Genomic DNA, 21,436 nt, shown 5'->3' on the forward strand with positions numbered 1-21,436 from the left:
GCATCCAGGGCATGATCAGGGAAGACAACGGACGAGCGGCCCTCACCCGCCCGTCCGGCAACCACCCCAGGAGGTCTGCGGCATGGACCTGCCCTTCGTCGTCACCACGCTGACCCGGCGCGGTCTGCTCACCCCGGGCCGACCCATCCGGGTCGCGTCGCAGCTCAACGCCCTGCGCCGCTGGGGCTGGAGCCTCGCCGGCGAGCTGCGCCAGGCGGCCGCCCGCGACCCCGACCGCACCGCCGTCGTCGACGAGCACGGCACCGAACTGACCTACCGGGAACTGCTGGACCGCGCCGAGCGGATGGCCCGGTCGCTGCGGGCCGGGTTCGGCGTGCAGACCGGCGACCGGATCGGCGTCCTCTGCCGCAACCACCACGGCCTCATCGAGACGATCGTCGCGGCGACCGTGCTGGGCGTCGACGCGGTGCTGGTCAACACCGGGCTGTCCGCCGCGCAGCTCGCCACCGTCACCGAGGAGCAGCGGCTGCGGGTGCTGGTCCACGACGACGAGTTCGCCGAACGCGTCGTCGCCCTGCCGGCCGAACTGCCCCGGGTCGACGAGCGCGCCCGGGAGGAACTGGTGGCCGGAGCGCTGCCGGGCGACCTGCACCCGCCCGAGCGCGACGGACGCATCATCGTGCTGACCTCGGGCACCACCGGCGCGCCGAAGGGCGCCCGCCGTCCCACGCCGAACGGTTTCGGGCCACTGGTGTCCATCATCGACCGGATCCCGCTGCACACCCGGGACCGCGTGATGATCGCCGCGCCGATCTTCCACACCTGGGGATTCGCCGCCCTGCAGGTCTGCTTCGCGCTGCGGGCCACCATCGTGCTGCACCGCCGCTTCGACCCGGCCGCCACGCTGGCCGCGCTCGTGACCCACCGGTGCGACGCGCTCTTCGCCGTACCGGTGATGGTGCAGCGGCTCATGGAGGTGCCGCCGCCGGACCCGCGGCCCGCGCTCAAGGTCGTGGCGGTCAGCGGATCGGCGCTGCCCGGCGGGCTGGCCACCCGCTTCATGGACGTCTACGGCGACGTCCTCTACAACCTGTACGGATCGACAGAGGTCTCGTGGGCCTCCATCGCCGGCCCGGCCGAGCTGCGCGCGGCGCCGACCACCGCCGGCCGTCCACCGCACGGCACCCGGGTACGGATCCTCGACGCCACCGGCCAGCCCGTGCCGGACGGCCAGGTCGGCCGCATCTTCGTGGGCAACGAGATGCTCTTCGAGGGCTACACCTCCGGCGGCGCCCGGGAGAGCCGCGACGGGCTCCTCGACACCGGCGACCTCGGCCGGCTCACCGCCGACGGCCTGCTCTTCGTCGACGGCCGGGCGGACGACATGATCGTCTCCGGCGGCGAGAACGTCTTCCCGTCCGAGGTGGAGAACCTGCTCGCCCAACTGCCGCAGGTACGCGAGGTCGCGGTCATCGGGGTGCCGGACGAGGAGTACGGCCAACGACTCGCCGCCTTCCTCGCCCTGCACCCCGGCGAGACGCTCGACCCCGACGCCGTCCGCGAGTACGTCCGGCACTACCTCGCCCGCTTCTCCGTACCCCGCGACGTGGTGTTCGTGAAGTACCTGCCGCGCAACGCCACCGGCAAGGTGCTGACCCGGGAACTGCGCCGCTACTACGCCTGACGCGTCGCCGCGTGGTACGCCCGGGGATCGGCCCGGCTCAAGTGGAGGCCGGCGGTGCGGGGGTTGCCCGGGCTCAGCCGGGAATCCGGATCCGCCCCTCGACAGCGGCCGCGGCGATGTCGGTGCGGTGCTGGGAACCGGGCAGTCCGATGCCCCGGACCAGCTCGTACGCGGCGTCCCGGGCCGCGGCCAGGTCGGGGCCGGTGGCCGTACCGCAGAGGACCCGGCCTCCCGCGGAGAGCAACGCGCCGTCGTCGGCCCGCCGGGCGGTGCCGGCGTGGATGATGCCGGGTCGGTCCGCCCCGGTGATCACGTCGCCGGTGCGGGGCGTGCCCGGGTAGCCCTCGGACGCGACCACGACGGTCACCGCGGCGCCGTCGCGCCACCGCAGCGGCGGGTGCCCGGCCAGCGTGCCCGTCGCCGCCGCGTGCAGCAGGCCGCCGAGCGGCGTCTCCAGCAGCGCCAGGACGACCTGCGTCTCCGGGTCACCGAAGCGGGCGTTGAACTCGATCACGCGGGGACCGCTCGCCGTGATCGCGAGCCCCACGTAGAGCAGGCCGGCGAACGGCGCGCCCCGGCGACGCAGCTCGGCGAGGGTCGGGTGGACCACCTCCCGCATGACCTCGTCGACCAGGCCGGGCGGGGCCCACGGCAGCGGGGCGTACGCCCCCATGCCGCCGGTGTTCGGGCCGGTGTCGCCGTCGCCGATCCGCTTGAAGTCCTGCGCCGGCAGCAGCGGCACGGCGGCCTCGCCGTCGGTGACCACGAAGAGCGACACCTCGGGGCCGTCCAGGTACTCCTCGACCACCACCCGGCCGCACTCGCGCGCGTGCTCCTCGGCGCGGGCCCGGTCATCGGTCACCACGACACCCTTGCCGGCGGCGAGCCCGTCGTTCTTGACCACGTACGGCGGGCCGAACTCGTCCAGCGCCCGGCCGACGCTCTCCGGGTCGGCGCAGGTGAACGCGCGGGCGGTCGGCACCCCGGCGGCCGTCATCACGTCCTTGGCGAACGCCTTGGAGCCCTCCAGCCGGGCCGCCGCGGCCGACGGGCCGAACACGGCGATGCCCTTCGCGCGTACGGCGTCGGCGACCCCGGCGACCAGGGGCGCCTCCGGGCCGATCACCACGAGGTCGACGCCGGTCTCCACCGCGAGCGCGGCCACCGCGGCCGGGTCGTTGGCGTCCACGGCGCGCAGGTCGGCGACCGCCGCGATGCCCGGATTGCCCGGCGCCGCGATCACCTGCGTGACGGCCGGATCAGCCGCGAGCCCCAACGCGAGCGCGTGCTCCCGCCCGCCACCACCCACCAAAAGAACGCGCACGACCAGGATCCTACGCACCCACCGACCCGGCGCCCGGCCCCGCCCGCGCCCGGCCCCGCCCGGCCCCCGCGCCCCTCCGGGCTCTCCCCGGCCCTCCCCGGTGATCATGAAGTTATTGCCGCGACACGCCGACGCGGAGGGCAATAACTTCATGATCGACGGATGGACCGGCTCGCGGCGATGGCCTGGCGCACGGTCCAGGGGATGTAGTCGGGCCGCAGGGTGTCGGCCCAGGTGAACCGGAGGACGGTCCAGCCGGCGTTGACCAGGCGGTTCTGCCGACGGCGGTCGGCGAAGGCCGCGGACGGAGTGTCGTGCGCCTCCCGCCCGTCGGCCTCGGCGATGACCTTCGGTCCGCGCCAGCCAAGGTCACCGATGCCGAGCAGGTAACCGTCGTGGTCACGTACCTCCAGCTGGAGCGTGTCGGGCGGCACCTTGCCGTCGACGCACCGCAATCGGGTACGCGTCTCCAACGGCGACTGCGCCCGGCCGTCCGCCTCCGTGAGGTAGCCGCGGGCGGCCACCGCTCCCCGCCGTCCCCTGATCAGGCGCGGCACCGCGAGTAGCTCCTCTTGGCGGATGAGCCCGCGGTTCAGCGTCGAGTCGAGCACACAGACCGCCGGGTACCGCTCCTCCCGTAGGACGAGATCGGCGACCGTCCGCAGCGGGCCGGCGGTGGCGATGCCGTGCACGACGACGATCTGCTCCGGTGGGATGGTCAACTGATGGACGACCACGTCAGGATGGGCGGCCCGGGCCGGTCTCGCGAGCGGGCCGGGCACCGAGACGTGGATCTGCCCGCTTGCGGGAAGCCCGGCGATCCCATGCAGTTCGGCTGAGGTCTGGAGAACGGCGACCGCGGCGGGCCCGAACGACGCGACCGCCGCCCTGATCCGCGCACGCCTCGACACGTCCTCGCGAAGGTCGGCGTCGACCAGGTAGCTGCCGCGGGCAAGCGAACGCCAGCGGCCGGAGCGGCACAACCTCTGCACCTCATGCACCGTGAGACCGGCCGCACGTGCCTGGGCGAGCGTCACGATCCCGTCCCGCGCGGCGGCGATCCGTCGTACGAGGGTGAAACTGTCCATGCCGACCCACTCTCCCGGCCGGCACAGCCCTCCTACACCCCCTGTGGATAACCCGAGGCGACCCTGTGGATAACGCTCCCGCCGCCGCTGGTGTTGACCATGAAGTTATTGCCACGACACGCCGTCGCGGAGGGCAATAACTTCATGATCACCGGAGCGAACCCCCGAACCCCGCTCGGGGGCCACCGGTGGGTGCGGGGTTAGGGGAGGAGGGGGTGCTGCACCACGTTTTCGTCGCGGCCGGGGCCTACGCCGATCACGCTCACCCGCGTACGGCAGAGCTCCTCGATCCGGGCGATGTAGCGGCGCGCGTTCTCGGGCAGCTCCTCGACGCTCCGCGCCTTCGTGATGTCCTCCCACCAGCCGTCCAGCTCCTCGTAGACGGGAGTGGCGTGGTGGAAGTCGGTCTGGGTCATCGGCATGTCCTCGACCCGCTCGCCATTGATCTCGTACCCCACGCAGATCGGCACCTTCGGCAGGCCGGTGAGCACGTCCAGCTTGGTGACCACCAGGTCGGTGACCCCGTTGAGGCGGCAGGCGTAGCGGGCCACGACCGCGTCGAACCAGCCGCAGCGGCGCTCCCGGCCGGTCGTCGTGCCGTACTCGTGGCCGATCTTGCGCAGGTGCGCGCCGTTGTCGTCGAAGAGCTCGGTGGGGAACGGCCCGGACCCGACCCGCGTCGTGTACGCCTTGCTCACCGCGATCACCTTCGTGATGGCGGTGGGCGGGATGCCGGCGCCCACGCACGCCCCGCCGGCCGTCGGGTTCGACGAGGTCACGAAGGGGTAGGTGCCGTGGTCCATGTCGAGCATGGTGGCCTGCGCGCCCTCCAGCAGGACCGTGTCGCCGCGGTCCAGCGCGTCCCACAGCAGGCCGCGGGTCTCCGTGATGTACGGCTTGAGCCGCTCGGCGTACCCCAGGTACTCCTCGACGGTCGACTCGACGTCGATCGCCTTGCGGTTGTAGACCTTGAACAGGATCTGGTTCTTCTCGCGCAGCGCGAGTTCGAGCTTCTTGTGCAGGATGCCCGGGTCCAGCAGGTCCTGGAGGCGGATGCCCATCCGGGCGACCTTGTCGCCGTACGCCGGGCCGATGCCCCGGCCGGTCGTGCCGATCCGCGACGAGCCCAGGTACCGCTCGACCACCCGGTCCAGCGCCCGGTGGTGCGGCATGATCAGATGCGCGTCGCCGGAGATCCGCAGCCGCGAGACGTCCACGCCTCGCTCCGCGAGGCCGTCGATCTCGGTGAGCAGCACCTTCGGATCGACCACCACGCCGTTGCCGATGACGATCTTCGCGTTCGGGGAGAGTGCGCCCGACGGCATGAGGTGCAGCGCGTACTTCTGGCCGTCCGGCGTGATCACCGTGTGGCCGGCGTTGTTGCCGCCGGAGTAGCGCACCACGTAGTCGACCCGCTCACCGAGCAGGTCGGTAACCTTGCCCTTGCCCTCGTCGCCCCACTGAGCGCCGATGAGCACGATCGCTGGCATCTTCTCCGCCTCCAGAAGGCTCGGGTGCCAGGTGGCGACCGGTTGGCGAGCCCGGGGTGTCAGGCTAACAAGAGGTGACGACGCGACCGGCAGGGGTCGCGTCGAGAGGCAGGAGGCTCCTTCCCGTGTACGACGTGGTGCTGCTCGCCCTCGGCTCGGAGCGGGACGCTCCGGGCGGCTGCGGCAGCGGTGGGGCCTGCTGTGGCGGCGCGACCGGTGACGGCGCGACCGCGGGCCAGGGCGCGACCGACGATGGCACGGCCGCGGGTCAGGGCGCGACCGACGATGGCACGGCCGCGGGTCAGAGCGCGGCGGCCGACGCGCGGCCGGAGCGCTGTGAGACCCCCCGCGTGCCGGTGCTGGCCTGCGCGGACGCGCTGACCGCCCGGGGCGCCCGGGTGGAGACCGTCACCGCCCGCTCCGACGCGGAGATCGACGAGGTCCTGGCCCGGCTCGACGGCCCGCCCCGCCCGGACGGCCTCACCTGGCCGGACCCGGACTCCAAGACCCGGCTCGTGGTGGCCACGGCCAGCGACGCACAGTTGCGCGCCGTGCTGCGCCGGCTGGTCCGGCGGTACGCGCCACCGCCCAGCCGCCGCCCGGACGACCTCGCAGCCAACCGCACCGTGCCCGACCTGCCCCCGGTTGCCGTACTGCCGCTCGACCCCGCCCGGAGCACCGGGCACCGCGACCTGGCCGCGCAGCTCGGGTTGCCCCGCGATCCGGCGGCGGTGGCCGACGCCGTGCTCGACGGCACGCCCCGCCGGCTCGACCTGCTCCGCAACGACGGCGGCTCGGTGACGCTGGACGGCGCACTGCTCGGCGCCGCCGACGACGCCGGCCGGCCGCTGCACTGGCGCGGCCGCGTCGAGGTGGACGACACGGTCCTCTCCCACGGCGACGAACCCCTGCTGGCCTGCGCGGTCGGCAACGCCGGCGGGTACGCCACGCTCGACGACGTGGCCCTGCTGGGGCGGCCGGACCCGACCGACGGCGTGGTCGAGGTCGCGGTGGCCGTCCCGGTGGTGGCCCGGTCCACCTTCGGCCGCAAACGGGTACGCCTCGAGGTCCGCCGGGCCCGCGGCCGGGCCGTGTCCGTCCTGCCCCGGGACGAGAAGGTGCCGTTCCTCGACGACGGCGTCGAGGGCGAGCTGAGCCGGAAGCGGTCCTGGTGGACCGAGCCGGGTGCCTGGGCGGTCTGGGCCGTCTGACACCTCCCGTCCGGTTCGTCGCCCGGCCACCACCGCCCGGTGGGCCTATCCTCGGCAGGAGGAATGGGGAGGAACCGTGGTGGACGAGAACGCCGACCGGGTCCGCGTACCCGGGCAGCAGTCGGTGCCGGAGCGGGACATCGAACCACTCTGGCCCTCCGATCCGGACGACGCCGGGACGGCCCCGCCCTGGGCCACCGCGACCGCCCCGTCCGCGCGGCCGGCGAGTACGGCCGACTACCCCTCGTTGACGGGTGAGCTGCCGCCGCCGAACGGCTGGGCACCGTCACCGGCTGCCGCCGCCTGGGCACCCCCCTCCCAATCCGGGTGGCAGCCGCCCGCGACCCACCCACAGGTCGCGGCGACCGGCGCGCCCGGGGAGAACATCGCGGCGACCGGCGAGCCCGCGCCGGTGCCCGGGGAGGGCACCGCGCCGACCGGCCCGGGCGTCGACGCCGGCCCTCCGGCCTCGGCCCGGGTCGACCTCGACCTGCCGTTCATGCTGGACCAGCCGCCCGCGCCGCCCACCGTCCAGCCGACACCGACACCGACACCGACGCCGCCGCCAACGCCGGCACCGGCTACGCCGATGCCCAGCCAACCAGCCGGGACGGCAGTGGCCTCCACGCCGACCGCCCCGGACAGCACGGCGGAGCCGGCCGGGGCGAACACCGCGCCGGCCAGCCCCGAAGGACCGGCCGCATCCGCGACCTCGACTGGGCCGACCACACCGGCCACCCCCGACGGGCCGACCTCACCGGCCACCCCCGACGGGCCGACCTCACCGGCCACCCCCGACGGGCCGACCTCACCGGCCACCCCCGACGGGCCGACTACACCCGCCGCCTCCGACGAGCCGACCTCACCGGCCATCCCTGATGGGACGGCACCGACGTCCACCGACCCGGCCGCGATGAACCCAACCACCCCCGCGCCAACCAGCCCCGAGCCCGCCACGCCACCTCAGACGCCCGCGACGTCAGCTCAGATGCCCGCCGCGCCGCCTCAGGTGGCCGCGACGCCGGGCCAGGCCGCAACCGGATCGGGTCCGGACCAGTCACCGGGCGGACCGGTCGGTGTGGATCAGGAGGTGAGGGTCACCGACGCGACCAGGAGCGAGACCGCACCTCGACCCGCCGGGCCACCGTCGGCCGAGTCCGCGGCCCCGTCAGCGACCGCGTCCGCCGAGGTCGGGGCGGATGCCACCGCGTCACCGGCGACATCCGCCGCTGGTGCGAACGGGGTGACCTCCACACCTGCCGCGTCCGCCACAGCGGTGCGGGCGGGCGAGTCCCCGTGGGCGTACCCGCCGCAGCGGACCAGCGCCGATTCCGGTACGACCGCCGCGACGCCGACCGGCAGCGCGGACGCGACTGACGCCCCGCACGCCGACGCGACCGGGACGACCGACATGACCGGTACGACGGGCGCACCCGGCACGACCGGTCACGAGGCGTCGGGCGGTCCCGCCGTGTCGCCGCCCCTCACAGGGCCCGGCGTTTCGTCCGGCCTCACGGGACCGCCCCTGTCGCCCGGCGTTCCCACCCCGCCCGGAGCACCCGGAACCGCCGACGGCCCGCCCTGGCCGCATCTCCCCGGGGCGCCCGCAGTGCCGGCCACCCCTCCGGGAGCGCAACCGCACCTCGTCGAACAGGGCCACCCCGGACCGCCGCACCCGCTCGCGCAAGCCCACCCGAGCACCCAGGTACCGCTGGCCGCGCACGCCGAGGCCACACCGCCGCTCCCGACCGCACACCTCCAACCGGCCACGCAGGCCCAGCTGATCTCGCAAGCCCAGCCAGCCGCGCACGTTCCGCCGGACGTGCCGCCGCCGCATCTGGTTCCACCCCCTTCGCAGGCAGCAACGGCGCCCACGACTCAGCCCGGACACCCGGCACCACAGCTGGCCGGGCCGGTGCCGCCCGCCGACGTTCCGGCGCTTCCGCCGCCGGGCCCCTTCCCGCCCGGCTGGACACCGCCGGCCTGGCAGCGGGCCGCCGCCGCGGGAGCGGGACAGCCGTACCAGCCGCAGACGGCCCCCACCGCAGGCCCCGGCTACCCCACGGCCTCCGGCTACCCGCCCCCGACCGGCTACCCGCCCGCCGCAGGCGTGCCGGAGCCCGGGGAATCGCCGACGGCCGAGGACTTCGCCCGGCGCCGGCAGGCGCGCCCGGCCGAGCCGGTGGCCACGATGGGCGTACGGGCCGTGGCCAACAAGCTCGGGCTCCGGTTGCCGCCCGGACGGCACGAGCAGGAACTGCGGCGCGACATCGAGATGGTCCGCCGCAACTTCGGCGGGCTACGGCAGGTGACCGTGGTCAACCCGAAGGGCGGCGCCGGCAAGACGGTGGCCATCCTGCTGCTCGCCATGACCTTCGGGCAGAAGCGCGGCGGTTACGTGCTCGCCTGGGACAACAACGAGACCCAGGGCACCCTCGGCATGCGGGCGCAGCAGGACTTCCACTCCCGTACGGTGCGGGACCTGCTGCGCGACCTCGGCCAGTTCCAGGGCGCGCACGGGCGGGTCGGTGACCTGTCGCAGTACGTCCGGTCGCAGGGTGAGGGGATGTTCGACGTGCTCGCCTCGGACGAGTCGGCGACCGGCGGCGAGATGCTCACCGCGGCCGCCTTCGCCGAACTCCGCGAGGTGGTCAGCCGCTTCTACAAGCTGATCTTCGTGGACACCGGGAACAACGTCCGGGCGCAGAACTGGCAGGCCGCGATGGACGCCACCGACCAGCTCGTGGTCACCATGTCGGCGCGCAACGACTCGGCGGAGACGGCCGCCCGGATGCTCGACCACCTCGAACAGAGCGGCCGGCAGCGGTTGGTGCGGCAGGCGGTCACCGTGGTCTCGATGCCACCGTCCCGGAAGGACATCAACCTGCCGGCGATCCAGCGGCACTTCGCGGCCCGTACGCGGGCGGTGCTGCTGGCGCCGTACGAGCGGCTCATCGACAGCGGCGAGCCCATCCGGTACGGGGCGCTCTCCACCGCCACCCGCGACGCCTGGCTGAAGATCGCCGCCGCCGTGGCCGAGGGCCTGTAGCGCGCCACACCCCGCCCCGCGATCTTGCAGTTCTCGCCCCAGCATTACGGGCAAAAGCCCCGAATCAGGGGCCGAAACTGCAAGATCGCGGGGAAAAGAGCGGGGGTTAGTTGCTCGCCAGGGCGTCGGCGGCGGCGGGGTCGCAGTCGCGGAGGAACTGGGCGCAGCGCGCCGCCTCGTCCGCCTCGCCGATCTCGTCGGCGGCGCGGGACAGCAGGTAGAGGCAGCGGAGGAAGCCCCGGTTCGGCTTGTGCGACCAGGGCACCGGCCCGTGGCCCTTCCAGCCGCTGCGGCGCAGCTGGTCCAGCCCGCGGTGGTAGCCGGTGCGGGCGTACGCGTACGCCGGGACGGCCTGACCCGCCGCCAGCGCCCGGGCCGCCAACGCCGCCCACGCCGCGCTGTACGTCGGATACCGCGCCGCCACCTCGGCGTACGCCTCGTCGCCGCCCTGTTCCTCGGCGGCGGCCAGGGCGCCGTGTGCCTCGTCGTGTGCGGGGAGAAGGGTGGCCGGTGGCTCCGGCAGGAGGTTCTGCATCGCCCCATTCAACCCGCTTTCCCGGCCCACGCGCGAGAGGGTCGGCCGAGCTCGCTGACTGAACGGCTGAGGAGTTGGTCACGCCTGCGGCCTATGCACACGTGAGATGTTTTCCATTACAACTAATGGTCCGGAGCCTCCCCAGGACCCGGTTACGCAGGAGCCCGGTGGCGCAGCCGCCGGGCTCCTGTCTCGTTCGCCACAGGCCGCCCCCGCGGCAGCCGGTGGCGCGGCGGAGGCAGGATGGCCGGGTGCCCACTCCACCACCCGCGGACGTCATCGCCCCCCGCCACACCGACGAGATCGAGACCCGCGACGAGTTCGACCGGCGGCTGGCCACCGGTGACCTCACCGGCCTGACCGTGCAGGGGCTCCGCCTCGACCTGCACCCGGTGCCGGACCTCGGCGACGTCACGGTGGCCGGAACGCTCTTCGTCGGCTGCCGGTTCGCGTCCCGGGAGGTCGGTGCCGACCTGGTCCGGCGCGGCGCGAACGTGGTGCCGCCGTTCTCCGGGCTGCCGTACCCGACCCAGCCGAGCCACCTGTACACACCGGAGGACCTGGCCGCCGGCTTCGCCGAGGCCGGTTTCGAGGGGATGTACGACACCCGCGTGTACGCGCACTTCCGGGCGCACGGCGGCGCGCTGCCGGACGTCCGGGAGGCGCTCGGGCAGCGGCTGCACGACCACGGCGTGGACAACGCGCTCGCCGACGCGACCCGCGCCTGGCTGGCCGCGTACGGGCCGCAGTCGGTCGTCGGCGTCATGGGCGGGCACGCGGTGCCGCGCGGGAGCGTGGCGTACCGCATGGCCGCCGTGCTCGGCTGGGAGCTGGCCCGCGCCGACCGGCTGGTGGTCACCGGCGGCGGGCCGGGGGTGATGGAGGCCGCCAACCTCGGCGCGTACCTCGCGGACCGCCCGGCGGAGGAACTGACCGAGGCGATCGACCTGCTCGCGACGGCGCCCGACTTCACCGACCACGACCGGTACACGGCCGCCGCCCTGCGGGTGCGCGAGCGCTACGCGCCGCCTCCCGTGCCCCGGCAGCGCGGCGCGGACGTGGCCTGGGCGCGGGCCGGTGGGCTCGCCATCCCCACCTGGCTCTACGGGCACGAGCCGGCGAACCTCTTCGCCGGCCGGATCGCCAAGTACTTCTCCAACGCGATCCGGGAGGACACCATCCTCCGGCTCGCGCGGGGCGGGATCGTGTTCGCCCCGGGACGGGCCGGCACGGTGCAGGAGGTGTTCCAGGCGGCCACCAAGACCTTCTACGGCACCGACGGGGCCAGCGGCGCGTACGTCTTCCTGGACCGCACCTACTGGACCACCGAGCTGCCGGTGGAGTCGCTGCTGCGGCCGCTGCTGGCGGCCTCCCCGTTCGGGGACCTGTCGTCGACGATCCATCTCACCGACGACGTCCGCGAGGCCGTCCGCCTGCTGACCGGGGCGTAGGCCCGGGTCGCAGCCGGATCACCGCCGGCCAGGCCCGGTAGAGAGCCCGGGAACGCCGACGGCCGGCTCCCGCGCGGGAGCCGGCCGTCGTGGTACGCGTCCTACTTGTTCATGGTGGTGCCGGTCGAGCGCAGGGCCTCGCAGGCCTCGACGACCCGGGCGGCCATGCCGGCCTCGGCGGCCTTGCCCCAGACCCGCGGGTCGTACATCTTCTTGTTGCCGACCTCGCCGTCCACCTTCAGCACACCGTCGTAGTTGCGGAACATGTGGTCCGCGACCGGGCGGGTGAAGCAGTACTGGGTGTCGGTGTCGATGTTCATCTTCACGACGCCGTAGTCGAGCGCCTCGCGGATCTCGGAGAGCAGCGAGCCGGAGCCGCCGTGGAAGACCAGGCTGAGCGGCTTCTCCTTGCCGTACTTGGCGCCGACCGCCACCTGGATGTCGTGCAGCACCTGCGGGCGCAGCTTCACGTTGCCCGGCTTGTAGACGCCGTGCACGTTGCCGAACGTCAGCGCCGCCATGTAGCGGCCCTTCTCGCCCAGGCCGAGCGCGTCGACCATGGCGAGGCCGTCCTCGACGGTGGTGTAGAGCTTCTCGTTGATCGCGTTCTCGACGCCGTCCTCCTCGCCGCCGACCACGCCGACCTCGATCTCAAGGACGATCTTGCCCTTGGCGGCCTCGGTGAGGAGCTGCTCGGCGATCTCCAGGTTCTCCGCCACCGGGACCGCCGAGCCGTCCCACATGTGCGACTGGAACAGCGGCTCCTCGCCACGCTTGACGCGCTCCTGCGAGATGCCCATGAGCGGCCGGACGAACTTGTCCAGCTTCTCCTTCGGGCAGTGGTCCGTGTGCAGGGCGATGTTGACCGGGTAGTTCTTCGCGACCTCGCGGGCGTAGTGGGCGAACGCCACCGCGCCGGTCACCATGTCCTTCACCGAGGGACCGGAGAGGTACTCGGCGCCACCGGTCGAGACCTGGATGATGCCGTCGCTCTCCGCGTCGGCGAACCCCTTCAGCGCCGCGTTCAGCGTCTGGGAGGAGGTCACGTTGATCGCGGGGTACGCGAACCGGCCCGCCTTGGCGCGGTCCAGCATCTCCGCGTAGGCCTCGGGGGAAGCGATGGGCATGTCGAACGCTCCTAACTAACCGCTCTCGGCCGGGTGGCCGCTGTTGTCCATGGGTGCGCCGGACCGCGCTGTCCTCCGCCGGAAGTATCCCGCAGTACGACTGACCGGACGCAACCGACCCGGTGCACGTCCACCGCCGGTGACCCGGGGAAGCCGCCGGTCACCGCCCCTCCAGGCGGTCCGGGACCGCGATGCTGATCAGCCAGGTCACCACGGCCATCACGATGGCGCCCCAGAACGCGGCCCAGAAACCGTCGATGGAGAACGGCAGGTCGAGCGCGCGGGCGATCCGGTCGGTCAGCAGGAACAGCAGCGCGTTGACGACCAGGGCGAACAGGCCAAGGGTCAGCAGGTAGAAGACGCAGCCGATCACCCTGATCACCGGCTTGAGGACCGCGTTCACGATGCCGAAGATCAGCGCCACGACGATCAGCGTCAGCACGGTGTTGGCCCCGGACCGCCCGCCGACGTCGACCCCGGGCACGATCAGCGTGGTGATCCACAGCGCCACCGCGGTGATCGCCAGTCGGATCAGGAAGCCCACCGCTCCATCCTGGCATCGGTGTGATCCGGCGGTGGGCCGATTCCGTCGACTCGGCTTCGCCGCCCGGGCGAGCGGGGAACGGGTGCAGCCCGTACGGTGGTGTGTGGTGACCGTCCGCCGAGATCCAGGGAGGGACGATGGGTCAGCCCGACGAGGACTTCGCGCCCAGCGACCACCTCAGCCCCGAGGAGCGCGACCTGGAAGCGGAGCCGGCCGACGCGTTCGAGCAGGCCGTCGCCGTCGACCCGGGCGACGCCGAGCCCGAGCCGCACCGCGGTCTGGAGGTCGACGACTGGGACGCGATGGAGCAGGCGCGGGTGGTCGTCGGCGACGAGGACGACTACCGCTGACGCGTCCGTAGCGGAGAGCGGCGGCGGCCGGGAGGGCGGGGCCCGTCGGAGATCCGGCTGGCCGCTCACCCGGCCGCGGCCCGGTCAACCGTTCGGTCACTGTGCGACGCCGATCGTGGGGTCGGGACAGCGAGGAACCTTAATGGTTCCTTAAGATCCGCTGGCCCACCCGATCATCCCCCGACACGAGGGAACCCCATGATCAAGAATTCCGCCCGGCGCTGGCTCGCCGGGCTGGGCGTCGCAGGCGCGTTCGTCGCCGCCTCCGCCACCCCCGCCGTCGCCGCCGAGGTGCCGTTCGAGGTCGTCACGCACGACCTGCTCGTCGCGCCCGGCCACATGACCTACGGCTCCTTCTACGCCCATTGGAAGAACACCGAGTCCGAGCCCACGTTCGGGCGCACCACCATCGACATCGACCTGTCCGGCGTCGCCGACTTCGCCGTCGTCGAGCCGGCATGGGGCTGGGCCTGTGACGTGTCGCCGACCAAGCTGCACTGCGAGGCCGACCTCCAGGATGGCGACACGCCCGGGTTCGACTACATGGTCACCGGCAGGGATGGCGCCAAGCCGGGGCAGCAGGGCGCGCTGTCGATCAGCGTCGCCTCCGGTGGTAAGACGGCCACCGGGAAGGCGGGCGTCACCATCGCCGAGGGCGTCGACCTGGTGAGCGACCCGACCGTCGAGGCCAGCGGGGAGCCGGGCGCCCGCGTGGGCGTACCCGGCGTCGTGCGAAACGCGGGTGAGACCCTCGTCGACGGAACGGTCCTCGTCGTCCAGGCCGACTGGCTCGCCGCCTACGCCGGTGACTTCTCCAACTGCCTGTCCGAGGAGTTCGGCGTGTACGCCTTCTGCACCTTCGACACGAAACTCGAACGGGGCAGGACGTACGAGCTCTCCGAGGACCTCCCGATCAAGCTGAGCCCGGACGCGCGTACGGGCGCCACGCTCCCGGTGTTCCTGGACTGGTGGACCAGGGACGACTGGAACCAGGCGTTCGAGGACTGGCTCGTAGGCGACCTCAAGCCCGGCCGCGGCGGCGAACTCCGCCTGGTCGCGAAGGAGCGGAGCTCGGTGGCGCGGAGCCCGCAGACCGACCTCGACAAGCTGAACAACATGACTTTCGCGATGATCGGGGTGACCGGCGACAACCCGGCGGACCTCAAGGCCGTGGGCGCCACCGCCAGCGGCAAGAAGGGCGACGTCGTCGACGTTCAGCCGGGCTTCACCAACCTCGGGCCGGCGATTCTCGAGTACCAGGGCCAGGCGTCGCAGGACATCAGCATCGACGACCTGCCCGTCCGGATCTCCATCCCCGAGGGCACCACCGCCGTCGAAGCGCCCTGGGACTGCGTGCCGTACGTTCCGGGCGAGGAGTGGGACCCGTGGAACGCCAACTGGGGTGAGCCGGGCGCCAAGGAGTACGCCTGCCAGGTCACCGAGACGCCGAAGGACACGGAGTCCGTGTACTACTTCGGGCTCCGGATCGACGAGGTCGTCCCGAACGCCAAGGGCAGCGTCACCACGAAGCTGCCGGGTGACCCGAAGGCGGACAACGACACCGCGGCGATCGTGATCAACCCGGTCGGTGGCGGCACCCCAGGAACGCCCGGCGACGGCGACCAGGGCGGCGACGGCGGTCAGGGTGGCGGTGACGACGGTGACGGCCCGACCCTGCCGATCACCGGTTCCTCCACCGGCCTGATCGCCGGCGTCGGCGCCCTGCTGCTCGTGGCCGGCGTCGGCGGCTACGTCCTGGCGCGCCGCCGCAAGACCCGCTTCGTGGCCTGATCCGTACCACCACCAGCCGGTGCCCCGCCGACCACCCGGTCGGCGGGGCACCGTCGTCTGGTTCCGTCGCAAGGGCCGCCCGCACCCGTCGGCGCCCGGGTGTTCCGGACCCCGGGTGGCGCACCGCTTCTGTGACGTCGAGCACGGGGCATCTCGGACGGCCCCCTAGACTACGGACGTCCGTCGCCGCTCGCGACGTGCCCGCCAGTCCCGCCTGCCGACACCCGGAGGTCACTCGTGCCGACGCCCACCACCACGCTGGCCCTCGGGCCGGACTGGCTCGACCCGGAGTGGTTGATCTCGACGTTCGGGCTGCTCGGCATCCTCGCCATCGTGTTCGCGGAGTCCGGCCTGCTGATCGGCTTCTTCCTGCCGGGCGACTCGCTGCTGTTCACCGCGGGCCTGCTGACCGCCGACGGGCAGTACATCACCTGGCCCCTGTGGGTGGTCTGCCTGCTCATCACGATCGCGGCCATCGCCGGCGACCAGGTGGGTTACGCGTTCGGCCGCAAGGTCGGGCCGGCGCTGTTCCGCCGCCCCAACTCACGGCTGTTCAAGCAGGAGAACGTGCTCAAGGCGCACGAGTTCTTCGAGAAGTACGGGGCGCGTTCCATCGTGCTGGCCCGCTTCGTGCCGATCGTGCGGACGTTCACGCCGATCGTGGCCGGCGTCAGCCGCATGAACTACCGGACGTTCGTGACCTACAACGTGATCGGCGGGGTGCTCTGGGGCACCGGCGTGACGGTGCTCGGCTACTTCCTCGGCCAGATCTCGTTCGTGAAGGAGAACATCGAGTTCATCCTCATCGCGATCGTCGCGGTCTCGGTGATCCCGATCGCCATCGAACTGCTTCGGGCGCGGATGGCGGCGAGGCGCGGCACCACCGCCGAGGAGCGGGCTGCCGCCGAGCAGGCGATCCGGGAGACCCGGCAGCACTACGGCAAGCACTGACCGGCCGGCCGTCCGGCGCCGTCCCTGGTCGGGGAGGGCACCGGACGATCGGGTACGGGTCAGCGGGCCTTCTTGGTGGCCCGCTTGCGCGGCGGGGTCAGCAGATCGGCGATCGTGGCGATCGCGCTCGGGACCAGCCGGTAGTAGGCCCACACACCGCGCTTCTCCCGCTCCAGCAAGCCGGCCTCGGTGAGGATGCGCAGGTGGTGGCTGACCGTCGGCTGGGAGAGGCCGAGCGGCGCGGTCAGGTCGCAGACGCACGCCTCGCCCTCGGGGGCCGACTGGATCAGGCTCAGCAGCCGCAGCCGGGCGGGGTCGGCGAGGGCCTTGAGGACCCCGGCGAGACGCTCGGCATCGGCACGTTCGATTGGCTCGCCGGCGAGCGGCGAGATCTGAGGCATAGTCATTTCAGCCAACGCAGTTCCCACGTTTTCCATCCTTCCACCAGCAGCATCGATCCGCCTGCATATCAGCAGATCCGAATCGGCAGACTTTTACGCCACAAGGCCGAGGTCAGCCAACGTATAGGCCGCCCGATACGGCAATCCGGCGGCTCGCACCGCGTCGCCGGCTCCTCGATCAACAATAACCGCAACGCCGATGACCTCGGCCCCGGCCTCGCGCAACGCCTCCACCGCGGTCAACACGCTCGACCCCGTCGTCGACGTGTCCTCCACCGCCAGCACCCTCCGGCCGGCCACGTCCGGCCCCTCGATCCGTCGCTGCATCCCGTGCGCCTTCCCGGCCTTGCGCACCACGAAGGCGTCCCGGGGCCGGTCGGTCGGGGCGGCGGCGTGCAGCATCGAGAACGCGATCGGGTCGGCACCGAGGGTCAGGCCGCCGACCGCGTCGTACTCCCAGTCGGCCGTGAGGTCGAGCATCACCCGACCGACCAACGGCGCAGCCTGGTGATGGAGCGTGACGCGACGCAGATCGACGTACCAGTCCGCCTCGATGCCGGAGGAGAGCACCACCCGGCCATGGACCACGGCCAGATCGGTGATGAATTTACGCAGGTCGTCGTGGTCCCCCATGGCGATAGAGGGTACTGCGCGAGTCTGGGAGCCGCGTGCCGGGTCCATCGGGATCCACCGCGCGAGCGACCGATGGATGGCGATGTTCAACTACTCTGCGCGATCAATCCCGACCCGATCGCCACGGCCGGGCCGCCGGCGGGCGCGCCGACGGAGCCCGCCAGGGTCAGGCCTCGTCGCGGCCGATGCGACCGCGGGTGTCCCGGGCGACCGCGTGCAGGAGTCGCCGCGGCGCGTGGCGCAGACCGGCCACGGCCAACTTGTACCGCCACGCGGGAACGCTGACGAGCTTGCCTTTCCGCAGGTCACGCAGGGCGTCGTCGACCACGTCGTCGGCTCGTAGCCACATCCAGCCGGGCGTCTTGGACATGTTGATGCCGGCCCGGTCGTGGAACTCCGTACGCGTGTAGCCGGGGCAGAGGGCCATCACCCGTACGCCGAACGGCCGCGCGGACTGGCCCACCGACTCGCTGAAGTTCGTGACCCACGCCTTGCTGGCCGAGTACGTCGATCCGGGCATCACCGCGCCGAAACCGGCGACCGAAGAGACATTTATCACTGCGCCGCGCCGCCGCTCGGTCATGGGTCGCAGCGCCGCGAGGGTCAGGCGCATCACCGCGTGCACGTTGAGCCGGAGCAGCCGGGTCTCGTCCCCGGCGGAGGAGCGCAGGAAGGGCTTGTTGAGGCTGATCCCGGCGTTGTTGACCAGCAGGTCGACCGGGCTGCCGGAGGACAGCCGCTCCTCCACGAGCGCGCAACCGTCGTCGGTGGACAGGTCGGCCGAGATGGTCTCGACCTCGTGGCCGTGCCGCTCCGCCAGCTCGCCGGCCGTCTCGGCGAGGCGGGCGGCGTTCCGGGCGACGAGCACCAGGTGCCAACCGTCGGCGGCGAGCCGGCGCGCGAACGCCGCACCGATGCCGGCGGTCGCGCCGGTCACCAGGGCCCGCTGCTCGTGGGGCGTGGAATCGGGGGTCACGGGACGATCCTCACCGGGGCGGGTACGGGGGCGGGGGCTGGTGCGGGGCGGGTGGGAACCCGGGCGGTGCCGGCGGGAAACCGGGCGGCACGGACGGCGGGAAGCCGGGCGGCACGGACGGCGCGGGCGGGCGCCGGCGGAACCACACGTTCGCCGCCGGCAGCGCCAGCAGCACGGCTACCACAAGGTAACCGAGTGCCTGGCCGACGGAAAGCCCCGCGCTCAACGGGATCCACCACGGCGGGTAGGCGTCGCCGACCAGGTTGAGCAGCTCGGCCGTGGCCTGGTCGTCGGCGCCCAGCCGCAGCGGGGTGGACCGCTGGACGACCAGCACCGTCAGGCCGCAGCAGCCGCAGAGCAGGCCGAGGCCGCAGACGACCCAGGTGGCCACGCGCGCACCGGGGCGACCGCCGGCCACGCCGAGGGCGAGGACGGCGAGGAGGACGGCGGCCAACACGTTGATCACCGCTGCCAGCACGGCGGAGGTGCGCAGCAACGCCACCACACCGTCGATGTCGTCGGTGGTCGCCGAGGACCCGCTCGCCGCCGACCGGAAGCGGTCGACGGTCCCGCCGACGACCAGCAGGCCCACCACGACGTACGCGAGCGCGAGGACCGCCATCAGCAGCAGCACCGTCGTCGCCAGCGTGACCGTGGCGGGGCGGCGGGCCGGCACCGGCTGCGGGTACGACACGACGGGTCCCTCCGATAGGCGTCGACTGCAACCTATCGGAGGGACCCGTCGATGTGGCTCTCCGCGGCTCAGCTCATGGGCGGCGGCGTCGGGCCGGGCCGGTCCGACGGCGGTGGCTGGTCACCGGGCTGGCCGGGTGCCGGCGGCTGACCCGGCTGACCGGGCTGACCAGGCGTCGGGTAGCCCGGGGCCGGCGGGTAGCCGGGGGTCGGCGGGTAGCCGGGGGTCGGCGGGTAGGCGGGCTCGCCGGACGTCTGCGGGTAGCCGGGCGTCGACGGCTGGCCCGGGTAGGCGCCACCGGGGACCGGCGGCTCCCAGACCGGCTGCGGCTTCCGGAAGAACTCGTTCGCCTTCGGCAGCGCGAGCAGGATCAGCGCGGCGAGCAGCGCGAGCACGCCGATCACCCCGAGCAGCGTGTTGACCGGGGTGAACCAGCCGGGCAGCGCCGCGTCGAGCCGGCGCTGGATCTCGTCCGGGCTCGGCGCGTCACCACTCGTGCCACCGGCGCCGCCGGTGAAGCCGCCCGCGGCGCCGCTGACCAGGTTGCCGCCCGAGCAGCAGATCATGATGCCGCCGAGGACCCAGGTCGTGATCCGGGAACCGCTCTTGCCGCGGTTGTTGAGCAGCGCGAGCACGACCAGCGCCGCCGCGAGGAGCAGCGAGAAGACGGCCGCACCGATGCCGATGGCGTAGGTGACGGTGCCGATCGCGTCGGCGGTCTCCCCCGAGGTGTCGGCGTACGCGTCCTGCAGCGCGTCGCGGATCTTGCCGATCGTCGCCAGCGTGATGATCAGCCCGATCACCTGGAGGACGGCGAAGAGTATCAGCAGGTAGCTGGAAATCGTCACCACACCCGGCCGGGACCGGGCCGGGGTGCTGGGTGGATCGACCACGATGCTCCTTCCCTAGATCGCGCCCACACCGTATCGGCATACGACCAGCCGGGCACGCCGCGACGCCGCGGGCCGGGCGGCCGGACGCGGAAGGCGGCCCGCTAACCCCGGGCCGTCGACGGATGGACCAGGATCTCGCCGAGGTGCAGCAGTTCGCCCCGGGCCACCTCCCAGCCCGCCTCCCCGTACGCCTCGAAGGTGAGCCGGGCGCCACCCGGCGCCTGGTAGTCGTGGTAGCGCATGGTGCCGCTCGGGTCGAGACCGGTGCTGCCGCTGGTCGTGTACCGGGCCTGCCCGGACTCCATCCAGTCGTACCGCCGGCCGGCGAACTCGATGGTGGGGGCGCCCGGGGTGAGCGCCGCCGCGGGCTCCGCGTCCCAGAGCACGAGCTCCAGCTTCCGGTCCTCCTCGATCGAGAGCCGGCGCCGGACGCCGTCCGCGTCCTCGATCAGGTGCTCGATCCAGCTCCACCCCACCTCGACGAGGCGGATCGTGCCGCGGACCGAATAGGACACCTGGCGGATCTCCACGACGTCGCCGGGACGGATCCGGCGCGGGTCAGCGCGCGGGACGTCCCTGGCGGCCGCTCGCCCCCGGGCCCGGGACCGGTGCGCGGCCGCCACGGCGAGGGCCACCGCCGCAACCACGACCAGGCAGCCCACCACCAGGTACGCGACCCATCCGTTCACCGACCACCCTCCCCCGGCACGTCGGCGCGAACGCTAACAACCCCGCGCACCCGGGCGTACGGGCCGATGGTCGAAGTGAGCGCCCGGTCACGGACCGGTGGGCACGCGTGCCCACCGTCGGACGCACCGGGCTGCCGGATCACGCCGCGGCGAGGCGGTCCGCCGCGTACTCGCGGAGTGAGGAGCGGCCCATCACGCAGCCGGTGAACGTCGTGAACTCGGCCGGGTCGTCGCGCAGCGCCGTCCAGGCCGCCCGGGCGGCGCCCGGGTCGACCTGTTCCAGGAGCGTCGCCGCGTACGCCCGCCCCGCGGGCGACCCGCGGTCGAGCAGCCGGTCGACGTGGCCGCGTACCTCGTCGGGGTGCGCGGCCAGCGCGGCCTCGACCCGCCGGTACGCCTCGGTCACCGGCAGCACCGTGCCGGCGAACCCCACCCCGCCGAAGGCGAGCGTGTCCGCCCGCGCCAGTTCCTCGACGGCGTCCGTCAACTCCCGGTCACGCGCTCCGCTGCCGACCATGTCCTCATCATTCCCCGCGCCGCCCCGTCCCATCCCTTCCCGGACGTGACGGGGGTCGGCGGCACACGCCGCCGACC

The 21,436-nt window shown here is 73.1% G+C and carries 20 protein-coding genes and 1 pseudogene; 7 read left to right on the forward strand and 14 right to left on the reverse strand.

Going from position 1 to position 21,436, the window contains the following annotated elements; genetic code table 11:
- The first annotated feature begins 82 nt into the window (after positions 1 to 82).
- Positions 83 to 1,645 (forward strand): AMP-binding protein, encoded by a 1,563-nt coding sequence (locus OG994_RS23910; RefSeq protein WP_328851042.1) that lies wholly within the window; start codon positions 83 to 85, stop codon positions 1,643 to 1,645.
- Between the two features lie 73 nt (positions 1,646 to 1,718).
- Here OG994_RS23910 and purD read toward each other — a convergent pair whose 3' ends face one another.
- The 3 genes from purD to OG994_RS23925 form a co-directional block, all read right to left on the reverse strand.
- Positions 1,719 to 2,969, reverse strand: coding sequence for a phosphoribosylamine--glycine ligase (gene purD / locus OG994_RS23915; protein WP_328851043.1), 1,251 nt, complete (start codon positions 2,967 to 2,969; stop codon positions 1,719 to 1,721).
- A gap of 149 nt (positions 2,970 to 3,118) precedes the next feature.
- Positions 3,119 to 4,057 (reverse strand): type IV toxin-antitoxin system AbiEi family antitoxin domain-containing protein, encoded by a 939-nt coding sequence (locus OG994_RS23920; RefSeq protein ID WP_328851044.1) that lies wholly within the window; start codon positions 4,055 to 4,057, stop codon positions 3,119 to 3,121.
- 200 nt (positions 4,058 to 4,257) lie between these two features.
- Positions 4,258 to 5,547, reverse strand: a complete 1,290-nt coding sequence (locus OG994_RS23925) for an adenylosuccinate synthase (protein ID WP_328851045.1) — start codon at positions 5,545 to 5,547, stop codon at positions 4,258 to 4,260.
- Between the two features lie 125 nt (positions 5,548 to 5,672).
- Between OG994_RS23925 and OG994_RS23930 the strand changes: the two genes are divergently transcribed.
- Positions 5,673 to 6,758 (forward strand): diacylglycerol kinase family protein, encoded by a 1,086-nt coding sequence (locus OG994_RS23930; protein WP_328851046.1) that lies wholly within the window; start codon positions 5,673 to 5,675, stop codon positions 6,756 to 6,758.
- Positions 6,759 to 6,995: 237 nt separating this feature from the next.
- Here the strand turns inward: OG994_RS23930 and OG994_RS23935 are convergent, their stop codons facing one another.
- Positions 6,996 to 7,631 (reverse strand): hypothetical protein, encoded by a 636-nt coding sequence (locus tag OG994_RS23935; RefSeq protein WP_328851047.1) that lies wholly within the window; start codon positions 7,629 to 7,631, stop codon positions 6,996 to 6,998.
- 1,219 nt (positions 7,632 to 8,850) lie between these two features.
- Here OG994_RS23935 and OG994_RS31615 point away from each other — a divergent pair.
- Positions 8,851 to 9,807: pseudogene (locus OG994_RS31615) on the forward strand (MinD/ParA family ATP-binding protein); the annotation flags it as partial.
- A gap of 106 nt (positions 9,808 to 9,913) precedes the next feature.
- Here the strand turns inward: OG994_RS31615 and OG994_RS23945 are convergent.
- Positions 9,914 to 10,342 (reverse strand): DUF3151 domain-containing protein, encoded by a 429-nt coding sequence (locus OG994_RS23945; RefSeq protein WP_120328180.1) that lies wholly within the window; start codon positions 10,340 to 10,342, stop codon positions 9,914 to 9,916.
- 251 nt (positions 10,343 to 10,593) lie between these two features.
- Between OG994_RS23945 and OG994_RS23950 the strand changes: the two genes are divergently transcribed.
- Positions 10,594 to 11,793: an LOG family protein gene (locus OG994_RS23950; protein ID WP_328851050.1), complete on the forward strand. Its 1,200-nt coding sequence runs from the start codon at positions 10,594 to 10,596 to the stop codon at positions 11,791 to 11,793.
- 101 nt (positions 11,794 to 11,894) lie between these two features.
- On the opposite strand, the gene fbaA is transcribed toward OG994_RS23950, so the two are convergent.
- Both fbaA and OG994_RS23960 read right to left on the reverse strand, forming a co-directional pair.
- The gene (gene fbaA, locus OG994_RS23955) at positions 11,895 to 12,920 is read right to left on the reverse strand and encodes a class II fructose-bisphosphate aldolase (RefSeq protein ID WP_120328182.1); all 1,026 of its coding nucleotides are present in this window, start codon (positions 12,918 to 12,920) and stop codon (positions 11,895 to 11,897) included.
- A gap of 160 nt (positions 12,921 to 13,080) precedes the next feature.
- Positions 13,081 to 13,464 (reverse strand): phage holin family protein, encoded by a 384-nt coding sequence (locus tag OG994_RS23960; protein ID WP_120328183.1) that lies wholly within the window; start codon positions 13,462 to 13,464, stop codon positions 13,081 to 13,083.
- A gap of 137 nt (positions 13,465 to 13,601) precedes the next feature.
- On the opposite strand from OG994_RS23960, the gene OG994_RS23965 reads away from it, so the two are divergent.
- The 3 genes from OG994_RS23965 to OG994_RS23975 all read left to right on the forward strand — a co-directional run bounded on the left by OG994_RS23965 (position 13,602) and on the right by OG994_RS23975 (position 16,556).
- A complete protein-coding gene (locus tag OG994_RS23965; RefSeq protein WP_120328184.1) occupies positions 13,602 to 13,814 on the forward strand; it encodes a hypothetical protein in 213 nt (70 codons plus the stop codon).
- A gap of 198 nt (positions 13,815 to 14,012) precedes the next feature.
- Positions 14,013 to 15,605 (forward strand): LPXTG cell wall anchor domain-containing protein, encoded by a 1,593-nt coding sequence (locus OG994_RS23970; protein ID WP_328851051.1) that lies wholly within the window; start codon positions 14,013 to 14,015, stop codon positions 15,603 to 15,605.
- Between the two features lie 237 nt (positions 15,606 to 15,842).
- Entirely contained in the window at positions 15,843 to 16,556 is a 714-nt protein-coding gene (locus OG994_RS23975; protein ID WP_120328186.1) for a DedA family protein, read from the forward strand.
- A gap of 59 nt (positions 16,557 to 16,615) precedes the next feature.
- Here OG994_RS23975 and OG994_RS23980 read toward each other — a convergent pair whose 3' ends face one another.
- From OG994_RS23980 to OG994_RS24010, 7 genes are all read right to left on the reverse strand, one after another.
- A complete protein-coding gene (locus OG994_RS23980; protein ID WP_091081602.1) occupies positions 16,616 to 16,993 on the reverse strand; it encodes an ArsR/SmtB family transcription factor in 378 nt (125 codons plus the stop codon).
- 57 nt (positions 16,994 to 17,050) lie between these two features.
- Positions 17,051 to 17,590, reverse strand: coding sequence for an orotate phosphoribosyltransferase (gene pyrE, locus OG994_RS23985; protein WP_120328374.1), 540 nt, complete (start codon positions 17,588 to 17,590; stop codon positions 17,051 to 17,053).
- A gap of 166 nt (positions 17,591 to 17,756) precedes the next feature.
- A complete protein-coding gene (locus OG994_RS23990; RefSeq protein WP_120328187.1) occupies positions 17,757 to 18,566 on the reverse strand; it encodes an SDR family NAD(P)-dependent oxidoreductase in 810 nt (269 codons plus the stop codon).
- Between the two features lie 10 nt (positions 18,567 to 18,576).
- Positions 18,577 to 19,260: a hypothetical protein gene (locus OG994_RS23995; RefSeq protein WP_120328188.1), complete on the reverse strand. Its 684-nt coding sequence runs from the start codon at positions 19,258 to 19,260 to the stop codon at positions 18,577 to 18,579.
- A gap of 68 nt (positions 19,261 to 19,328) precedes the next feature.
- Positions 19,329 to 20,153, reverse strand: coding sequence for a hypothetical protein (locus OG994_RS24000; RefSeq protein WP_328851052.1), 825 nt, complete (start codon positions 20,151 to 20,153; stop codon positions 19,329 to 19,331).
- A 101-nt stretch (positions 20,154 to 20,254) separates the two neighbouring features.
- On the reverse strand, positions 20,255 to 20,842 hold the full coding sequence (locus OG994_RS24005) for a DUF4178 domain-containing protein (protein WP_328851053.1): 588 nt from the start codon (positions 20,840 to 20,842) through the stop codon (positions 20,255 to 20,257).
- A 139-nt stretch (positions 20,843 to 20,981) separates the two neighbouring features.
- The gene (locus OG994_RS24010; protein WP_120328191.1) at positions 20,982 to 21,359 is read right to left on the reverse strand and encodes a hypothetical protein; all 378 of its coding nucleotides are present in this window, start codon (positions 21,357 to 21,359) and stop codon (positions 20,982 to 20,984) included.
- Between the last annotated feature and the right edge of the window lie 77 nt (positions 21,360 to 21,436).

Source organism: Micromonospora globbae (genome assembly GCF_036184225.1).
Taxonomy (GTDB): domain Bacteria; phylum Actinomycetota; class Actinomycetes; order Mycobacteriales; family Micromonosporaceae; genus Micromonospora; species Micromonospora globbae.

Bases quoted from the DNA above. Each gene is read 5' to 3' on its own strand.
- OG994_RS23945 (WP_120328180.1), bottom strand. From the start codon at position 10,342: ATGCAGAACCTCCTGCCGGAGCCACCGGCCACCCTTCTCCCCGCACAC.
- fbaA (WP_120328182.1), bottom strand. From the start codon at position 12,920: ATGCCCATCGCTTCCCCCGAGGCCTACGCGGAGATGCTGGACCGCGCC.
- OG994_RS23965 (WP_120328184.1), top strand. From the start codon at position 13,602: ATGGGTCAGCCCGACGAGGACTTCGCGCCCAGCGACCACCTCAGCCCC.
- OG994_RS23970 (WP_328851051.1), top strand. From the start codon at position 14,013: ATGATCAAGAATTCCGCCCGGCGCTGGCTCGCCGGGCTGGGCGTCGCA.
- OG994_RS24010 (WP_120328191.1), bottom strand. From the start codon at position 21,359: ATGGTCGGCAGCGGAGCGCGTGACCGGGAGTTGACGGACGCCGTCGAG.
- OG994_RS23925 (WP_328851045.1), bottom strand. From the start codon at position 5,547: ATGCCAGCGATCGTGCTCATCGGCGCTCAGTGGGGCGACGAGGGCAAG.
- OG994_RS23910 (WP_328851042.1), top strand. From the start codon at position 83: ATGGACCTGCCCTTCGTCGTCACCACGCTGACCCGGCGCGGTCTGCTC.
- pyrE (WP_120328374.1), bottom strand. From the start codon at position 17,590: ATGGGGGACCACGACGACCTGCGTAAATTCATCACCGATCTGGCCGTG.
- OG994_RS23935 (WP_328851047.1), bottom strand. From the start codon at position 7,631: ATGGCCGGTGAGGTCGGCTCGTCGGAGGCGGCGGGTGTAGTCGGCCCG.
- OG994_RS23920 (WP_328851044.1), bottom strand. From the start codon at position 4,057: ATGGACAGTTTCACCCTCGTACGACGGATCGCCGCCGCGCGGGACGGG.
- OG994_RS23980 (WP_091081602.1), bottom strand. From the start codon at position 16,993: ATGGAAAACGTGGGAACTGCGTTGGCTGAAATGACTATGCCTCAGATC.